This window comes from Limosilactobacillus ingluviei DSM 15946 (genome assembly GCF_001435775.1).
GTDB classification, from domain to species: domain Bacteria; phylum Bacillota; class Bacilli; order Lactobacillales; family Lactobacillaceae; genus Limosilactobacillus; species Limosilactobacillus ingluviei.
Genome location: NZ_AZFK01000077.1, coordinates 1 through 16,581 on the forward strand (window position 1 = coordinate 1; position 16,581 = coordinate 16,581).

Here is a 16,581-nt window from a genome sequence, read left to right on the forward strand (position 1 = left end):
TTTTTTAATTAATTTTTGAAGCTCTTGATTGATTAGCTGCATCAGCAACTCTTATACGTTATCAAATCATCAACTCGCTGTCAACAACTTTTTTAAATTGTTTAGAGCTGACCAGCAGCGATATATTCAACTGCCGTGACAACGATATCTAATATACAAGCTTATCCAAGAACTGTCAACATGATTTCAGCAGGTTTTTATCAGTTTTTTAGGTAAAACGAACATTATAATTAATCAGACCATCACAATGACTTCAAAGACGAACTTTGTGAATGTACTCCCCCGTAACAAGCCTAAGATACCGCTTAATTAACGAAGAACCCAAATTGATTTTTTTCGTCCCGAAACGGGGAGGATTATGTAAAAACGCCGCTCAGGGCGTCGCCTGAACAGCGTTTAAGCTCAAAAATTACTTCTTTGGCCGCATCGTTGGGAAGAGCAGGACGTCCCGAATCGACTTGGCATTCGTTAACAGCATTACCAACCGGTCAATTCCGACCCCGAGGCCACCCGTTGGCGGCATCCCGTATTCCAAAGCTTCCACAAAGTCTTCATCAATTGGTTGGTATTCATCGTTCCCTTCAGCGTGTTCCTTGGCTTGGTTTTCAAACCGTTGCCGTTGATCAATTGGGTCGTTCAATTCACTAAAGGCGTTCGCAAATTCGCTCCCCAAAATGTACAATTCGAACCGGTCCGTAAAGCGTGGATCCTTTTCGTTTACCTTCGCCAACGGTGAAATTTCAACTGGGTGCCCGTAAATAAAGACTGGTTGTTCCAAGTGGTCTTCCACCTTTTCTTCAAAGAAGGCATTGATGATATGACCAACTTTCCACCAACTTTCGTAAGCCACCCCGTTTTCATCAGCCAACTGGCGGGCTTGTTCAATTGACATTTCTTCCCAGAAGTCAATCCCGGTGTATTCCTTGATCGCATCAACCATGTGCAAGCGAGCAAATGGCTTGGCAAAGTCCATCGCCGTCCCTTGGTATTCAAACTTCAGGTCCGGGTAGATCGCCTTCGTTGCCGCCTTCACGATCCCTTCCGTTTCTTCCATTACGTCATGGAAGTCAAAGTAAGCCGCATAGGTTTCCATCGTATCAAATTCCGGGTTGTGCTTTAAGTCCATCCCTTCGTTCCGGAAAATCCGCCCTAATTCATAGACCCGTTCCATTCCGCCGACAATTAACCGCTTCAAGCGCAATTCCGTGGCAATCCGCATGTACATGTCAATGTCCAAGGCATTGTGGTGGGTAATAAATGGCCGGGCTTCCGCTCCAGAGGCCACATTTTCCAAAATTGGCGTTTCGACTTCAAGAAAGCCATTGTCATCCATGTAACGCCGAATCGCCTTAATAATCTTGGTCCGGTTTACAAACCGCTCAAAACTTTCCCGGTTGGTAATCAAGTCTAAGTAACGTTGGCGATAAACCAATTCGGGATCTTGCAAACCATGGTACTTGTCTGGCAACGGCCGCAAAGCCTTAGTCAGGAAAGTGATTTCGTGGGCGCGAACCGTCAATTCACCCATCCGGGTCTTGATCACATCCCCCGTAATCCCCCAGAAGTCCCCAATATCAGAGTCCTTAAACAGCTGGTAGGCTTCTTCGCCCACCATGTCTTGGCGCACGTAAAATTGAATCCGGCCGCCCCGGTCCAAAAGGTCCGCAAAGCTGGCCTTACCGCTCCCCCGCTTGGCAACCATGCGCCCCGCGATGGTTACGATGTTGCCTTGTTCTAAGAGCAGTTCCCCATCACTTGCATCATACTTTGCATGAATGTCGGATGACAGATCATGATCCGGCGCAAAGCGGTGCCCAAATGGCGCCACCCCTTGGTTCTTCAACGCTTGCATCTTTTCACGCCGGACAATCATCTGGTCGTTCAGCTTTTCTTCACTTGCCATGAATTAAATCCTCCTTATTGAGCGCGGGACACCCCACACCATTTACTGAGCTTGCCGCAAGGCCGCCCGTTGTTCTAAACTCTCAATGAATTCGTCAAAGATATCAATGACTTCTTGTTGGGTCGTAGCTTCCATCACCTTGACCTTGGTCCGCGCCGAGCGGGGAATCCCCTTCAAGTAGTAAGCCGCCTGGCCCCGGAATTCCGGCACGGCCGTGTGTTCACCCTTCAGCTCAACCAAGCGGGCCAGGTGATCCTTGGCCGTCTGCAGTTTTTCAGCGGGCGTGGCTTCGGGTAAAAGTTCCCCCGTTTCCAAATAGTGAACCGTTTGTGTCAGCATCCACGGGTTCCCCATGGCCGCCCGACCGATCATGACCGCATCTGCCCCAGTATAATCTAAGACATACTTGGCATCTTGTGCCGAACGAATATCCCCGTTGGCCATAAACGGAATCGTCAACTGACTGGCAACTTCCTTTAACACGTCCCAATCCGCATGCCCAGAATACATTTGTTTCCGGGTCCGACCGTGCATTGCCAACGCCGCGGCCCCCGCTTTTTCGGCCGCCAGGGCATTTTCAACCGCATAAATGTGTTGGTCATCCCAACCAGTCCGCATCTTCACGGTCACAGGCTTTTGAACCGCATCGACGACGTAGGCAACCATTTCGTAAACCTTCTTTGGGTCAAGCAACCAGCGCGAACCGGCGTCAATGTTAACTACCTTATTGACGGGACAACCCATGTTGATGTCAATCACATCCGCATCCGTGTGTTGGTCAATAAACTTGGCCCCTTCGACTAAGGTCTCTTTGGTCCCCCCAAAGATTTGAATCCCCATCGGGTGTTCTTCGGGATCGACGCCCGTCATCGACAGGGTCTTTTTGTTCTTGTACATAATCCCGCGGTCGGAAATCATTTCACAGACCACGTAACCAGCCCCGAACTTCTTACAAATGACCCGGAAAGCTTTATTGGTTACCCCAGCCATCGGTGCGACCACAACTTGATTTGGGATCTTTAAATCCCCGATTTGCCATTCCATCTTTTTCCCCCTTCATTAATTGCCACATTGATTGTAAAACAACGACAAAATAACTTGCAAGGCTCGACTTTTTTATACACAAACTTTAACATACCATTTTTTGCGGCGCGCCGCCAGAAAAAAACGCAACCGCTCCACCGGTTGCGTTAATTTACTTTTGCTGTTGGGCAAGCATTGCTTGTAATTCAGCTTCACTGAACTGGTAATGGCGCCCACAGAATTGGCAAACCGCTTGCGCCCCATGATCTTGCTCAATCATTTCCTGCAATTCAGTTGGCTTGAGCGTTGCCAAGACGTGCCCAAAGCGTTCTTTGGAACAATCACAGTGGAATTGCACCGGCATGGTTTCGTGAAGCTTCAACTCCTGATCCTTAAAGATCAAGCGCAAAATGTCCTCTGGCGTTTTCCCAGCGCGCAACAACTCCGAAACCAAAGGCAGCTCCTTTAAAGATTGTTCCAAAGTTTGCAAAGCTTCATCACTGGCGCCCGGCAAAGCTTGCACTAAGAAGCCCCCGGCTACTGCAATTGAATCATCGCTGTTGACAAAGACCGAGACCCCCATCGCCGACGGAATTTGCTCCGACTGAGCCAGGTAGTAGGTGAAGTCTTCACCTAATTCACCCGAGACCAGTTCCACTTCCCCGGTATAAGGCGTCTTATCCCCCGGAGCCATTTTAGTCACGGACAGCACCCCGTTGGTCCCCACGGCCCCCTTAACATCAATTTTACCTTGCGTATTTAAGGGCAGGTTGACATGGGGTTGCTTAATGTAACCCCGGACGTTGCCGGCCGCATCCCCATCCGCCACGATAAAGCCTACCGGGCCATCCCCTTGGATCTTAACTGTCAGTCGCCCAGCGCCTTGTAAGCCCGCTGTGGCCAAGAGGGTCGTCCCAACCAAGGTCCGCCCCAACGCGGCTGATGATGCCGACCACGTGTCATGAATGGTGTGGGCCTGTTCTACCAAATGCGAAGCGTTAACTGCATAAGCCCGAAACATGCCGTTCATGGCTGTGCTCTTCACTAAATAGTCGTTCATTGATTTTTCCTCCTCGTACCTCACTTCTAAGTATCCAATGTACTGATCTGCTTGGCCACTGTCAAGCCAGACTACGCTAAGCCAGCTAAAAAGCCTTGATGAACACCATCTTGCTCACCAAGCCCCGTAACAAAAAACGAAGAGCCCCCGTGAGCTCTTCGCTTTCGCCTATTCTTTTGGTTGATCTGAATCCGCGGGTTGATCGTCGTCAGCATCAGTGGTGCTTGGTTGATCCGCACTGGTCGTCGGTTGGTCAGCGGCTGACTCTTGGTCCGCCGTCGCCCGCGCATTTTCCTTACGTTCCAATTCTTGCTTGGCTTCTTCAAAGGTTTGCGCCCGTTGTTCACTATCGGCTTCTTCAACCGCCTTTTCTGGCATCTTGCCGGTCTTGTACAGACTGAGAATCTGCTTTTCATCCAGCGTTTCGTATTCCAGTAAGGCTTCGGCAATCAACCGGTGTTGTTCCCGGTGGGTTTCAATGATGTGAAGCGCTTCTTCATGCCCTTCATTCAAAATCCGCCGAACTTCTTCGTCAATTAAGGCCGCCGTCTTTTCTGAGTACGGAGCTTGGCCAAATTCTTGCCCGGTAAAGACCGCCCCGGAAGATTGTAATTCCACCGGTCCGATCTTATCGGACATCCCGTATTGGGTAACCATTGCCCGGGCAATTTGGGTTGCCTGTTCAAAGTCATTCGATGCCCCGGAGGATTGAGACTTGAAGATCAATTCTTCGGCCGCCCGGCCCCCCATTAAGCCCGCGATTTGTTCCATCGCGTTCTTCTTGGACATCAGCATTTGGTCTTCCTTTGGCAACATGATTGCGTAACCGCCGGCGCGACCCCGGGGCACAATCGTCACCTTGTGGACAACGCGAGCATCATTTAAGACTAAACCAACGATCGTGTGGCCTGCTTCGTGGAAGGCGACCGTCCGCCGTTCTTGCTTGGAGATCACCCGATCGCGCTTAGCCGGCCCAGCAATGACCCGGTCTTCGGCCTCATCAACGTCAGCGGCGTCAATTTCCGACTTGTTGCGCCGGGCAGCTAAGAGGGCCGCTTCGTTCAACAGGTTGGCCAAATCGGCCCCGACAAAACCAGGCGTTTGCTTGGCAATTTCCTTTAAGTCGACATCACTGGCCAACGGCTTGTTCTTGGCGTGAACGCGCAAGATGGCTTCGCGCCCCCGGACGTCCGGCCGGCCGACCAGAATCTTACGGTCAAACCGCCCCGGCCGCAACAGCGCGGGGTCCAAGACATCAGCCCGGTTGGTAGCGGCCATCACAATGACCCCTTCGTCACCTTGGAACCCGTCCATTTCAACCAAGAGTTGGTTTAAGGTTTGTTCCCGTTCATCATGGCCACCGCCCATACCGTTGCCCCGACGGCGACCTACCGCATCGATTTCATCGATGAAAATGATCGCCGGCGCCGCTTTCTTGGCTTGCTCAAAGAGGTCCCGGACCCGGCTGGCCCCAACCCCAACGAACATTTCCACGAAGTCCGACCCGGAAATAGAGAAGAACGGTACGCCGGCTTCCCCAGCGACCGCCCGGGCCAAGAGGGTCTTCCCTGTCCCTGGCGGGCCTTCCAAGAGGACCCCGGATGGAATCTTGGCACCTAACTTCATAAACTTCTTTGGGTTCTTCAAGAATTCAACGACTTCGACCAATTCTTGCTTTTCTTCTTCTTCCCCGGCCACGTCAGAGAAGCGGACCTTATTGTCCTTAGCGTCAGCCGGCTTGGCCTTGGATTTCCCAAAGCTCATCACTCCCCGGCCACCGCCACCTTGGCCTGCTTGACCCATCATCATGTAGAAGAAGAAAATCATGATCACTAACGGTAAGACCGTAATCAAGAGGTTCGACCATAAACTATTGGACTCCTCTGGCTTTGTAGTGATCTTGACGTGTTCGCGTTCTGCGTACTTCTGCAATTGATTGATCGTCACATCGCTTTGCAAGACCGAACTTTGGAAGTTCCTGGTAGTGCTGGAACTTTGCCCGGCAAAAGCCAAGCCACCCTTGTTGCTGTTTTCAGCCGTTTGGGCGTGCTTGTAAGTCCCAGTAATCTTATAAACCCCACCGTTTGGTTGCACAGTAAAGTTCTTGATCTTATCGTCCTTTAATTCAGCAATAAATTCGCTTTGGGAAACTTCTTTTGTCTGCCCCGTATGGGTGTTGCCGCCAAAGAAGTAGTAGACAATCCCCATGATGCACAAAAAGATCACTGAATAGAACAGGACGTTATGAGTGAACCCGTTGTTCTTTCGATTGTTGTTCATAACAACCTCCTATTCATGTCGCCTGTATCGGCCACAGTTTGAAAATCCAACGGCTTGCGCCATTCATAATGGCATAAATATACCACACTTGACTAACGTTGACCATTAATTAGTCAAGCTTTCTGACAAAAAGTAACCCTCCGCCCACTCAGCAGGACGCAGGGCTGCTTGAACCATTATTTCGTGTAGACGGCCGGCTTTAACACCCCAACGTATGGCAAGTTGCGGTAGTAACCCTCATAATCCAAACCGTAACCTACCAAGAATTCATTTGGTACGATAAAGCCAGCATAATCCGCTTCCACCGTCACACTGGCATCCCGACCAGCTGGCTTGTCCAGCATCGTCGCCACCTTGATTGACTTGGCGCCCCGCTCTTTCAACAGGTCTACCAAGTATTGCAAGGTCCGCCCTGAGTCAATAATATCTTCACAAATCAAGATGTCCTTGCCTGCCACATCGGACTTCAAATCGCGAACCAATTCAACTCGCCCCGAAGATTCAGCTGCCCCAAAGTAACTAGAGACATCAATAAAGTCCAAAGTGGTGTACAGGTCTGTCTTTTCCAACAGATCCACCGTAAACAAAATTGCTCCCGTCAAAACGGAAATGACCATTGGCCGCTTGCCTTGGTAATCAGCCTCAATTTCTTTGGCCATTTCCCCAATCCGGGTTTGAATTTCCGCCTCACTATACAATACGCGCTCAATATCGTTATTCATGTTCCTCTACCCTTCCCTGAATCAATTGCACTGCTTGGCCCGCTGAGGTGGCTGGGGGCCAATCCCACCAGGCGGTCTTGACCCCCACCAACCACAGCACGCGTCCCAACTGATCCACCAACACCCGGGCCTGGCGGCGGTCAGCCGGCGCGATTTTTTGATTAATCCAAATCCGACGCACGGTTTGGTGGCCACCCCCCTTTAACCGGAGGCGATCCGTTGGCCGCGCCGGGCGCCAGACCAACGGCAGCGCCGCATTTGGTAACCACATCGTCGCCACGATTTGACCCTGCAGCGGCGGTGGGGTCCCAGCTGGAAGCACCATCGCGCGCCAGGTCGGCGTTACGACTTGCCATTGGGCAAATTTTACCATACTTTCTGGGCCAAGCAGGCCCTCCGGCGCCAAATTCTTTTGATTTTCTAGGCGCAGTTCTTGATAATTCCGGACCAAACACCACTGGCCGGGCAAAGTAAACACTTGGTTGGGCCGCGCTGCTGGAGCCAAGCGTTTTTGCAATTGCTGCAAACTGGTTTGCTTTAGTACCATAACCCCCTGCTGATTGAGCCACCGGCGCAATAATTGCCGTTGATTGGGGGCCGAACAAGCCCACCAAGCGGTCAAATCCAAGTGGTTGTCCTTCGCCATCGTCAGCAGCTGTTGATCCAAATGCGCCTGTTCGTCAGCCAAGAGATCCGTCAGTTGCCCCGCAAAATCCGCCAGTTGGCGCACCAATTGGGGGTTTTCTTGTTGGAGCAGGGGTAAATATTGGTGGCGGTACCGGTTTCGCGTAATAGTCAGGTCGGCATTGGTCGCATCTTCAAACCATTGCAAAGCGTGCTGCTTGGCCCACGCCTGCAGGGTGGCTTTAGAAACCCCCAACAGTGGCCGGACCAACTCGCCCCCCGCAAAGGGGCGCCGTTCCTGCAAGCCGACCAATTGGTGCAAGTCGCCCCCGCGGACCAGCTTCATCAAAATCGTTTCGGCTTGGTCATTGGCATGATGCGCCGTGACCAGTAATTTAGCGCCCGTCTGCCGCATTACCTGGGCCAAAAACGCATAGCGGGCCTGCCGAGCCGCCGCCTCATTCGTCCGGGGGTGTGCCCAGTGGCCGATCTCGACCCGTAAGGCCCTCTCCTGACAATACTGCCGTAAAAAGGCCGCTTCGGTTTCACTTTGTGCCCGCAAGCGGTGGTTAAAATGGGCAACGATCAAGCGCGCAGGTGGTACCACCTCTTGCAGCAAGGCCAAGAGGACCATTGAGTCAACCCCGGTCGAAGTCGCCACGACAATCGGAGCGCCCACAGCAAAAAAGCGACTCCCAGCCAGGGGTCGCTTAATTTGTTCAGTTAAATCGGGAGCCATCAGCTGCGCCGACCGCCCCGGCCGCCGCGCTTACCATCCGTTTGGCGCTTTAAGGTTGAGAGCCGGGATTCGCTTTCCTTCATGAAGGAAGCCAACATGGAATTAAAGTCGTCGTTGCCTTTGTGGCTGCTCCGCCCCCCGAAAGTGGCTTGGGCCCGGGGCGCGCGCCGAAAATGGTCGTCACGGTGATCATGGTGCACAGGCTTGGCATGCTCAAAATGCTTCTCGGCAGCTGGCCGGGCTGACTTGGCCGGGCGTTCTTCCACCGCCTTCATTGACAGAGCAATCTTACCGTCGGGAGCAATTTTCACGACCTTCGCCGTGACTTCATCCCCAACGGCTAAGATATCGTGAATATCCTTGACAAACGAATTGGAAATCTGGCTGATATGCACTAACCCGGTCTGGTGGTCGGCCAAATCAACAAATGCCCCAAAATTCGTAATTCCCGAAATTTTACCGGAAACCTTTGCGCCTTCTTCAATTGCCATGAACAGCAAATCCTCCTAATTCCTCGTGACGGGTCCTCCCGTCCTTTAAAAATTCTTAAAAATCATTGTAGTAGAGTATACCATACTCCCCACCGAATGTGACCGCTTTATTTAACAAAATTATAGATGATCTCGCCCTTCTTAGCGAAGTTGTATTTTTCACGCAGCAATTCTTGCAGATAGGTCGGATCCTTGAGCAAGCGATTTTGCTTGCTCAACTTGGCGTTTTGGGCCTGCTTGTGCTTGAGGGTCGTTTTGGCCGTGGAAATTTGCGCATCGACCCGGTTTAACTGGCGGTGAGCCGACCACAATTGAAAACCTAAAATTAAGGTTATGATCATAAAGACGCTCCCGATCAAGGCCGCCCGGCGTAGGTGGACTTGGGTCCGGTAGGATCGGTTGAACTGCCCTTGCTGTTCCCGCGCTCTGGTGTAAGCATTATCTAATTTAGTGACCCGGTGTTGCGCCAAATTGCTCGCCCCTTCCTAAAAATTGCCTATTCAATGTTAGTATGGCACAGGGGCCCGGGCCTGTCTAGGCGTGGCGTTAAATTCATCACCTTTTTGGGGCTAATCAAATGTCTCGGCGTACTCTTCTTTTTCAATCGTGTACATGAGTTCCGCATCGGCTTTTTTAGTCGTTTCTTCAATGCGATCAATTTTGACCGTGGTCGTCTTATTGCCAAATTTGATCGTCAAGACATCGCCTACCGCAACTTTAGAAGACGACTTGGCCGCCTTGTCGTTAATTAAAATCCGGCCTTGGTCGGCAATCTGCTTGGCCAAGGTCCGCCGTTTGATAATCCGGGAAACCTTTAAAAATTTATCGAGTCGCATCTGCATTTCCTCCATCCTTGTTTGTTTTTTGCATTGTCGCCTGCAAACCGGCTACAAATTGAATCAATTGTTGCAACCAGAGCGTCGTGGTCATCTTCGGTTGGATAATCAACCGGACGGTCAGCCGTCCAGCCTCTTCCCCGAGCGTCGCTTTAAAACGCGTTTTGGCAAGCGCTTGAATAATCTGCGGGGGGGTCAGCTGATGGGTGGCCACGGGGGTTAATTCCACCATTAGATTATCCTTTTGCCGGCGAATCGCCGCTAATTGGGCCTGGTCAGCCCGTAATTTCAGCTCAGCTACCTGCAGCAACGTCGCCACTGGAGCCGGATAATCCCCGTAACGATCCAAAAGGTCGCCGGTCAAGTCGGTCAATTCAGCTGGCGAAGCAATGTTTCTAAGCGCCTTGTACCATTCGATCTTTTGCCGTTGATCACTAATGTAGGCATCGGGGAAGTACGCTTCAATCCCCAGTTCCAATTCGGCATCCGAATGCTTAACGGGGGCCTTCCCCTGCTTTTGCGCAACCGCTTCAGCCAACATGGTCGAATACAAGTCGTAACCGACGGAATCGATAAAGCCATGCTGTTGTTTGCCTAACAGACTGCCCGCGCCGCGAATCGAGAGGTCGCGCATCGCAATCTTAAAGCCACTCCCTAATTCCGTAAAGTCCCGAATCGCCGCTAAGCGCTTTTCGCCCAGCTCGGTCAGGACCTTGTTTGGCTGGTACATAAAGTAAGCAAAGGCCACCCGGTTGCTACGGCCGATCCGGCCCCGAATTTGGTAGAGCTGGGCCAAGCCCATCCGATCAGCATCCTCCACAAAGAGGGTATTGACGTTCGGGATATCCACCCCGGTTTCAATGATTGAAGTCGTCACCAAGACATCATATTCGCCCCGAATAAAGTCATATAAGACCCCTTCGAGCTGAACTTCGGTCATTTGCCCGTGGATGTAGCCAATCCGGGCTTCCGGGACCAAGGTTTGTAATTCGGCGACAACCCGTTCAATATCGCCGACCCGATTGTGCAGATAATATACCTGGCCACCCCGTTGCATTTCCCGCCGAATACCGGTTTGAATTGCCCCGGCATTTTGTTCTAAGACGTAAGTTTGAATTGGGTAACGACCATTGGGCGGTGTCTCTAACACCGAAAGGTCGCGCACCCCCAGCATTGACATATGCAACGTTCGCGGAATCGGCGTGGCGGTCAGCGTTAAGACGTCAACGTTGGTCTTCAGCTGCTTCAAACGTTCTTTATGTTTAACCCCGAAGCGCTGCTCTTCATCGATAATCAGCAAGCCCAGGTCCTTAAAATGAACATCCTTGGACAAAATCCGGTGGGTGCCGATCACCACATCCACCGTCCCAGCGGCCAGCCCTTGCTCAGTTTCTTTTAATTCGGCCCGCGTCTTAAAACGCGACATTAAGGCCACAGAGATCGGAAAGCCTTCAAAGCGGGCAGTTAGGGTATCAAAATGCTGTTGCGCCAAAATCGTCGTGGGGACTAAAAAGGCCACTTGTTTGCCCCCAGCGACGGCCTTAAAAACGGCCCGCATCGCCACTTCAGTCTTCCCGTAGCCAACGTCCCCCACCAACAGCCGATCCATCGGCTTGGCGGCTTCCATATCGGCCTTGATTTCATCGATGCTGCGCAATTGGTCGGGCGTTTCCACGTACGGAAACTCCTGGTCAAATTTTTCCTGCAAATAATCGTCCGCTGGAAAAGCATACCCCTTGGCGACTTGCCGCTGCGCATACAAATCCACCAATTCATCCGCAATGTCTTCGACCTTGGCAGCCACCCGATGCTTGGTCTTCGCCCATTCACTGCCCCCCAAACGATTAATCCGGGGTTGCTTTCCTTCGGCTGCGACGTATTTTTGGACCAGGTTCAACTGGGTGATGGGAACAAAGATCTGCGCGTGATCCCGGTAATCGATCACAATATAATCTTGGTGGACACCGTCGACTTGCATCGTCTTAATCCCCGCAAAGACCCCAATCCCGTGATTAACATGGACCACAAAGTCCCCGGGTTTTAAATCCGTATATGACTTCAAGCGCTCCGCATTGGACAGCTTTTGGGGCCGCACCCGGCGTTTTTGCAACTGTTTAAACAGTTCGCCTTCCGTAATGACGGCCAATTGGGCGGGCGGTAACTCAAAGCCATGATTTAAACTGGCCGCCACCAGTTGCAACTGGTGCGGCTGTAAGTCAGCTCCCGCCGTTTCAACCACTGATAAGCCCAAGGTGGCTAAATCGTTCGCTACTTTGCGGCGGCGTTGTTCACTCGCGGTTAAAATCACCACCGTCTCACCTTGGGCCACGTAGCGTTGCAACTCACTCTTCAGGAGGTCGACCTGGCCAAAGAAGCGTTGCATCTGCCGCGCATGTAAATCAACCAGATTGGCAAATTGCAAGCCACCTAACCCTTTCTTAAACAGCGCCAGGTAGGTCTGGGCCTGCGGCTGCGTCGTTAAGCGCCGGGCCAAGTCGAACGTCGGGCTGGCGGGTTGCTGGTGACTGCTTTGCCACGCCGCTTGGTCAGCCACCAGTTGTTTAGCCTGTTCTTTAATCCGGGCCAAGTCATCGATGATCCAGCTGCCACTGGTGGGCAGATAGTCGCCGAGCCAAGCGGGGGTTTCATAGAGATGCGCTGGATACCCCAGCATTTTTTCCGAGACGTGCCCCACTTTTAATTCCTCGATCACTGGCGCATAGGCATGGGCCAACTGGTCCTGTTGTTCAGCTGGCAATTCGGCCTGACGTTTAGTCAACTCGGCTTGCAGCGCCGCGGCGGCGCGTTGGGTAGCCGCTTGGTCCATCACCAATTCGGTCGCCGGCAAAATCGTAGCCGCTTCAATATTTTGCAAACTCCGCTGACTGTCGGCCTCAAAGTAGCGCAACGAATCAATTTCCGTATCAAACAAATCGACCCGGACGGGATACGGGGTATTCAGGGCATAGATATCCAAAATCGACCCGCGAATTGCAAAGTCCCCCGGCGCAGCCACCATTTTTTGCCGGACGTAGCCCATCTTTGCTAACTGCGTGGCGGTCGTGGTTAAATCTAATTCCGCCCCGACCGTTAGTGACAATTGGGCCGCCTGAAAAGCCGCGGGCTGAGGTAAGGGGCGCAATAACCCCGCCGCCGGGGCAACCACCAGGGCGGGCTGCTTGGTCAACAGCGCCTGCATGGCCAGCACCCGGGCCAAGCGATAATTAGGCGAACTGGTTGCTTGCGCCAGGGCCAGACTTTCTTCGGCCGGAAAGGCATAGACGGCCGTTTCGGGCAATAAATTGGTCAAATCATTAACCAGTTCTTCCATGTGAAAAAGGCTGTCGACCACTACCAATTGCGGACCGGCCAAGCGTTTTTGCAAGGCCGCCAACAAAAGCGTCCGGGCTGAACCAGCCACCCCAGTAATCAATTGACGCTGCTGGTGTTCAATACTGTGGATAATCCCCGCAAATTGTGGGGCCGTAGCCATTAAATCCGTCAGTTGTACGATCGTCGCTTCCCCCTTTGGCTTTTTCAATCAGTCACATTATGTTTTTAGACCCGGATAAACGATTTTTCCTTGGCCGCTTTGTAAGCACCGAACTTGCCACCTACTAATTATAATTGTTCATCAAAGTGGCAAAACTGGCCCCCTTGACCCAATCTGCCAACGCATCTTCGGCCCGTTGGATGGCCACATCAAGGTCGCTGCGTTCTGCCGGCGTGAATTTCCCCAGGACGTGGCTGACCACCGTGCCATGTTGCGGGTGATCAATCCCGACTTTTACCCGGTTAAACTGATCCGTCCCTAAGTGCGCGATGATGCTCTTTAAACCGTTGTGACCCCCGGACTTGCCGTGGGTTTTTAAGCGGACCTTGCCCACGGGCATGTCTAAGTCGTCATTGACGATTACCAAATCATCCAGCGTCAAATCATAATAATCCAAAAGCGGCTTAACCGCCCGCCCCGATTCATTCATAAAGGTCGTCGGCTTCACTAACAAAACCTTTTCCCCGTGCACCATTCCAGAAGCCACCACTGCTTCAACCTTGGCGTGCGTAAAAGCGCCAAGGTGGTAATCACGAGCAAACTGTTCCACAACCATAAAGCCAGTATTATGGCGGGTTTCATCGTAACGTGTCCCGATGTTGCCCAAGCCAACAATCATTTTCACTGTTCTTTCACCTCAATGTTTTTTGTCAATCCCTTTTATTATACCGAACTTTCCACAATAGGCGAAGCCGAAACCCTTGGCGAAGTTTACCCGAAAATCACTTTTCTTTCTCATCCCCCTCTCATTTTCAAACCATTTGTGGTATGATGATGGACGGCAGAAAAGCGTACGGAATTAAGGAGTCAATTATGATTTTTAAATCTCTCATTAAGCCTAAGGAAACCCTCACGACCTTGTCAGAAGATGCCACTTTGGCCGAAGCATTAACCGTCTTAGAGGATTCGGGCTACCGCTGTGTGCCGGTCTTGGATCCGACCGGGACCCTGTTTCGCGGCAACATCTATAAAATGCACCTTTACCGGCATAAATCCCGCGGGGGCGACATGAGCCTGCCGGTAACGGCACTGCTGAAAAACGCGACGAAATTCATTTCAATTAAAGCGTCTTTTTACACCGTGTTCTTTACCATCCGGGATTTGCCTTACATCGCGGTCCTCGACGTCGATAATCATTTCTACGGGATCTTAACCCATAACAGCTTACTGAAGCTCTTAGCCGAAGCTTGGAACGTCAACGCCGGCAGTTACGTCTTAACCATCCGGGTCCCTGATGAACGGGGCGACCTGTCCACGTTAGCCAAGGAAATCACCCGTTTCACTCAAATTGTCAACGTGATTTCGCTGGCGCCTCACGATGACCAAACCAAAGAAATCCTGTTTACCTTACCGGCCGACGTAGACGAAACCCGGCTCAATCGCATCGTTAAGCGCCTGAACCGGCGGGGCTATGAAGTGGTTGAAATCGAAGACTTGCATCCTTAACAAACCAAAACAACCTGAGGAAAAAGCATCCTTTTCCTCAGGTTGTTTTTTACTTTAGACATGAACACTGATCCGCAAAGCATGATCAACGCGTTTCATCACCAACGGGCCCAAGTGGGTCACCCGTTGGCGCAAACGTTGTTTATCAATGGTCCGCACCTGTTCCAATAAAATCATCGAATTTTTGGCAATGCCGGATTCGGCGGCCGCTAAAAAGACGTGGGTAGGCAAACGGTGTTTGGTCAGCTTGGTCGTAATCGCTGCCACAATCACCGTGGGACTGTGGAGATTTCCAACGTCATTTTGCACGATTAAAACTGGGCGCACCCCACCTTGTTCCGAGCCAAGCACCGGATCCAACGCGGCGTAATACACGTCGCCCCGCATGATTTCTTGCGTCCGCTTAAATTCAGCCATTATTCCCGATACTCCCGGGCCAACCGGTCACTTAAGCCGGTCAGTACTTCATAATTAATGGTCCCTAATCGATCAGCCAAATCGGTCGCCGTAATCTCCGCATCCCCCGACTTGCCAATCAATACGACCTTGGTCCCCACCGGTAGGGCTTGAGGCAGCCGGACCATAAATTGATCCATGCAAATCCGACCTAAGATTGGGCAGCGTTGCCCGTTAATCAGCACACTTCCCCCCGAAAGGCTGCGCGGGTAACCATCCGCATACCCAACCGGGACCGTGCCGACCCATTCATCCGTTGGGGCCGTGTGAGTGGCTCCGTAACTAACCGACGCGCCCTTTTTGAGCTGCTTCACAAAGGTCAGCCGCGCTTCCAACGCGGTCACCGGCTGCAGGGACCAGGTTGGCGTTAGTTCACACCCTGAGGGATTACAGCCATACAGTGAAATCCCCATCCGCACGTAATTAACGGCGACTTGGTCCGAATGCCATAAGGCCGTTGCCGAATTAGCCGCGTGGACATAGCGGGGTTTTTCCTTGACCACTGCCAACATCGCCTGCCACTTGGCGACTTGCGCCTTAAAATATTGATCATCGGCACTGTCAGCCGTTGCAAAGTGGGTAAACAGACCTTCAAATTCAAAATGGGGGTCGGCCAACAAGGCCACGGCTTCTTGCAGGGCCGCCGGATCGGTAAAGCCAATCCGGCCCATGCCAGTGTCGATTCCTAAGTGAACCTTTAACGGGGTCGTCAGCTGGCTGGCTTGGGCAAGTTGCAAATAAGCCTTCAACCACGCCACATCCCCCACCGTTAGTGAAATGCCGGCCCGGGCGGCCACTGGTGCATATTGAACTGGGGTAATCCCTAAGACCAAGGTTAACTGGTTAACCCCCGCCGCTCGCAACGCCAGCCCTTCGTCCAAGAGGGCCACGCAAAAACCGCCAACTGCCGGTTCATCCTTTAAAGCATTGACCACTGGTACCAATCCGTTGCCATACGCATTGGCTTTTACGACGGGTAAAATTTGACTCCCAGCTGGCAATTGGGCCAACTGGGTCCGGAAATTATGCTTGAGGGCTGCCAAATCAACGACCACCTTGGCGTCCCGTAATTGTGCACTAATCATGCGTTTTCACTTCTTTCCAAAATTACAAAGCTCAGCGCTAAGGCGTTGGTATGACTGATTGACACCCAGACCGTCCCCGAGTGCGGCGAACGCGTCACTTCTGGTTTGCCCCGCGCATTATTTAAAACCTCAATATCTTGAAAGCCGACTTGCTTGCCGATCCCGGTCCCCCAGGCCTTGCTAAAGGCTTCCTTGGTGGCCCAACGACCGCCAACGTATTCCACCAGCCGTTGGCCATGCAATTGTTGGGCCTGGGCTTGCTCCTGCGGGGTTAAGACCCGCTTCAAAAATTGATCATTGCGCGCTAAGGCCCGTTCAACCGGGGCTAAATCTTGGATATCGGTTCCCGTTCCGACAATCATG

At 52.1% G+C, this 16,581-nt stretch carries 15 protein-coding genes; 1 reads left to right on the forward strand and 14 read right to left on the reverse strand.

Annotated elements, in window-relative coordinates; all coding sequences use genetic code 11:
* Window positions 1-409: 409 nt before the first annotated feature.
* The 11 genes from lysS to pth form a co-directional block, all read right to left on the reverse strand.
* Window positions 410-1,903 (reverse strand): lysine--tRNA ligase, encoded by a 1,494-nt coding sequence (gene lysS / locus FC43_RS07910; protein WP_056955278.1) that lies wholly within the window; start codon window positions 1,901-1,903, stop codon window positions 410-412.
* A gap of 42 nt (window positions 1,904-1,945) precedes the next feature.
* Window positions 1,946-2,947 (reverse strand): tRNA dihydrouridine synthase DusB, encoded by a 1,002-nt coding sequence (gene dusB, locus FC43_RS07915; RefSeq protein ID WP_056955279.1) that lies wholly within the window; start codon window positions 2,945-2,947, stop codon window positions 1,946-1,948.
* Window positions 2,948-3,098: 151 nt separating this feature from the next.
* Window positions 3,099-3,986, reverse strand: a complete 888-nt coding sequence (gene hslO, locus FC43_RS07920; protein ID WP_056955280.1) for an Hsp33 family molecular chaperone HslO — start codon at window positions 3,984-3,986, stop codon at window positions 3,099-3,101.
* Between the two features lie 168 nt (window positions 3,987-4,154).
* Complete coding sequence (ftsH, locus tag FC43_RS07925; protein WP_056955281.1) at window positions 4,155-6,266, reverse strand: ATP-dependent zinc metalloprotease FtsH; 2,112 nt, start codon at window positions 6,264-6,266, stop codon at window positions 4,155-4,157.
* A gap of 176 nt (window positions 6,267-6,442) precedes the next feature.
* Complete coding sequence (hpt, locus tag FC43_RS07930) at window positions 6,443-6,988, reverse strand: hypoxanthine phosphoribosyltransferase (RefSeq protein WP_019206540.1); 546 nt, start codon at window positions 6,986-6,988, stop codon at window positions 6,443-6,445.
* The gene (tilS, locus tag FC43_RS07935; RefSeq protein ID WP_056955282.1) at window positions 6,981-8,351 is read right to left on the reverse strand and encodes a tRNA lysidine(34) synthetase TilS; all 1,371 of its coding nucleotides are present in this window, start codon (window positions 8,349-8,351) and stop codon (window positions 6,981-6,983) included. The genes hpt and tilS overlap by 8 nt, the downstream gene beginning before the upstream one ends.
* Window positions 8,351-8,842 (reverse strand): S1 domain-containing RNA-binding protein, encoded by a 492-nt coding sequence (locus FC43_RS07940; protein WP_056955283.1) that lies wholly within the window; start codon window positions 8,840-8,842, stop codon window positions 8,351-8,353. The genes tilS and FC43_RS07940 overlap by 1 nt, the downstream gene beginning before the upstream one ends.
* A 107-nt stretch (window positions 8,843-8,949) precedes the next feature.
* Window positions 8,950-9,312: an FtsB family cell division protein gene (locus FC43_RS07945; RefSeq protein WP_056955284.1), complete on the reverse strand. Its 363-nt coding sequence runs from the start codon at window positions 9,310-9,312 to the stop codon at window positions 8,950-8,952.
* A gap of 99 nt (window positions 9,313-9,411) precedes the next feature.
* Window positions 9,412-9,678 carry an RNA-binding S4 domain-containing protein gene (locus tag FC43_RS07950; protein ID WP_019206536.1) on the reverse strand — a complete coding sequence of 89 codons (267 nt, stop codon included), beginning with the start codon at window positions 9,676-9,678 and terminating at the stop codon, window positions 9,412-9,414.
* Window positions 9,665-13,171 carry a transcription-repair coupling factor gene (gene mfd / locus FC43_RS07955; RefSeq protein ID WP_056955416.1) on the reverse strand — a complete coding sequence of 1,169 codons (3,507 nt, stop codon included), beginning with the start codon at window positions 13,169-13,171 and terminating at the stop codon, window positions 9,665-9,667. The genes FC43_RS07950 and mfd overlap by 14 nt, the downstream gene beginning before the upstream one ends.
* A 124-nt stretch (window positions 13,172-13,295) precedes the next feature.
* A complete protein-coding gene (gene pth / locus FC43_RS07960; protein WP_040470014.1) occupies window positions 13,296-13,856 on the reverse strand; it encodes an aminoacyl-tRNA hydrolase in 561 nt (186 codons plus the stop codon).
* A 188-nt stretch (window positions 13,857-14,044) separates the two neighbouring features.
* On the opposite strand from pth, the gene cbpA reads away from it, so the two are divergent.
* Complete coding sequence (cbpA, locus tag FC43_RS07965; protein ID WP_056955285.1) at window positions 14,045-14,677, forward strand: cyclic di-AMP binding protein CbpA; 633 nt, start codon at window positions 14,045-14,047, stop codon at window positions 14,675-14,677.
* 54 nt (window positions 14,678-14,731) lie between these two features.
* Here the strand turns inward: cbpA and FC43_RS07970 are convergent, their stop codons facing one another.
* From FC43_RS07970 to acpS, 3 genes are read right to left on the reverse strand one after another with little or no spacing between them, the layout of a single operon-like run.
* Window positions 14,732-15,094 carry a type II toxin-antitoxin system PemK/MazF family toxin gene (locus FC43_RS07970; RefSeq protein WP_019206532.1) on the reverse strand — a complete coding sequence of 121 codons (363 nt, stop codon included), beginning with the start codon at window positions 15,092-15,094 and terminating at the stop codon, window positions 14,732-14,734.
* The gene (alr, locus tag FC43_RS07975) at window positions 15,094-16,218 is read right to left on the reverse strand and encodes an alanine racemase (protein ID WP_056955286.1); all 1,125 of its coding nucleotides are present in this window, start codon (window positions 16,216-16,218) and stop codon (window positions 15,094-15,096) included. The genes FC43_RS07970 and alr overlap by 1 nt, the downstream gene beginning before the upstream one ends.
* The gene (gene acpS, locus FC43_RS07980; RefSeq protein WP_019206530.1) at window positions 16,215-16,580 is read right to left on the reverse strand and encodes a holo-ACP synthase; all 366 of its coding nucleotides are present in this window, start codon (window positions 16,578-16,580) and stop codon (window positions 16,215-16,217) included. The genes alr and acpS overlap by 4 nt, the downstream gene beginning before the upstream one ends.
* Window position 16,581 lies beyond the last annotated feature (1 nt).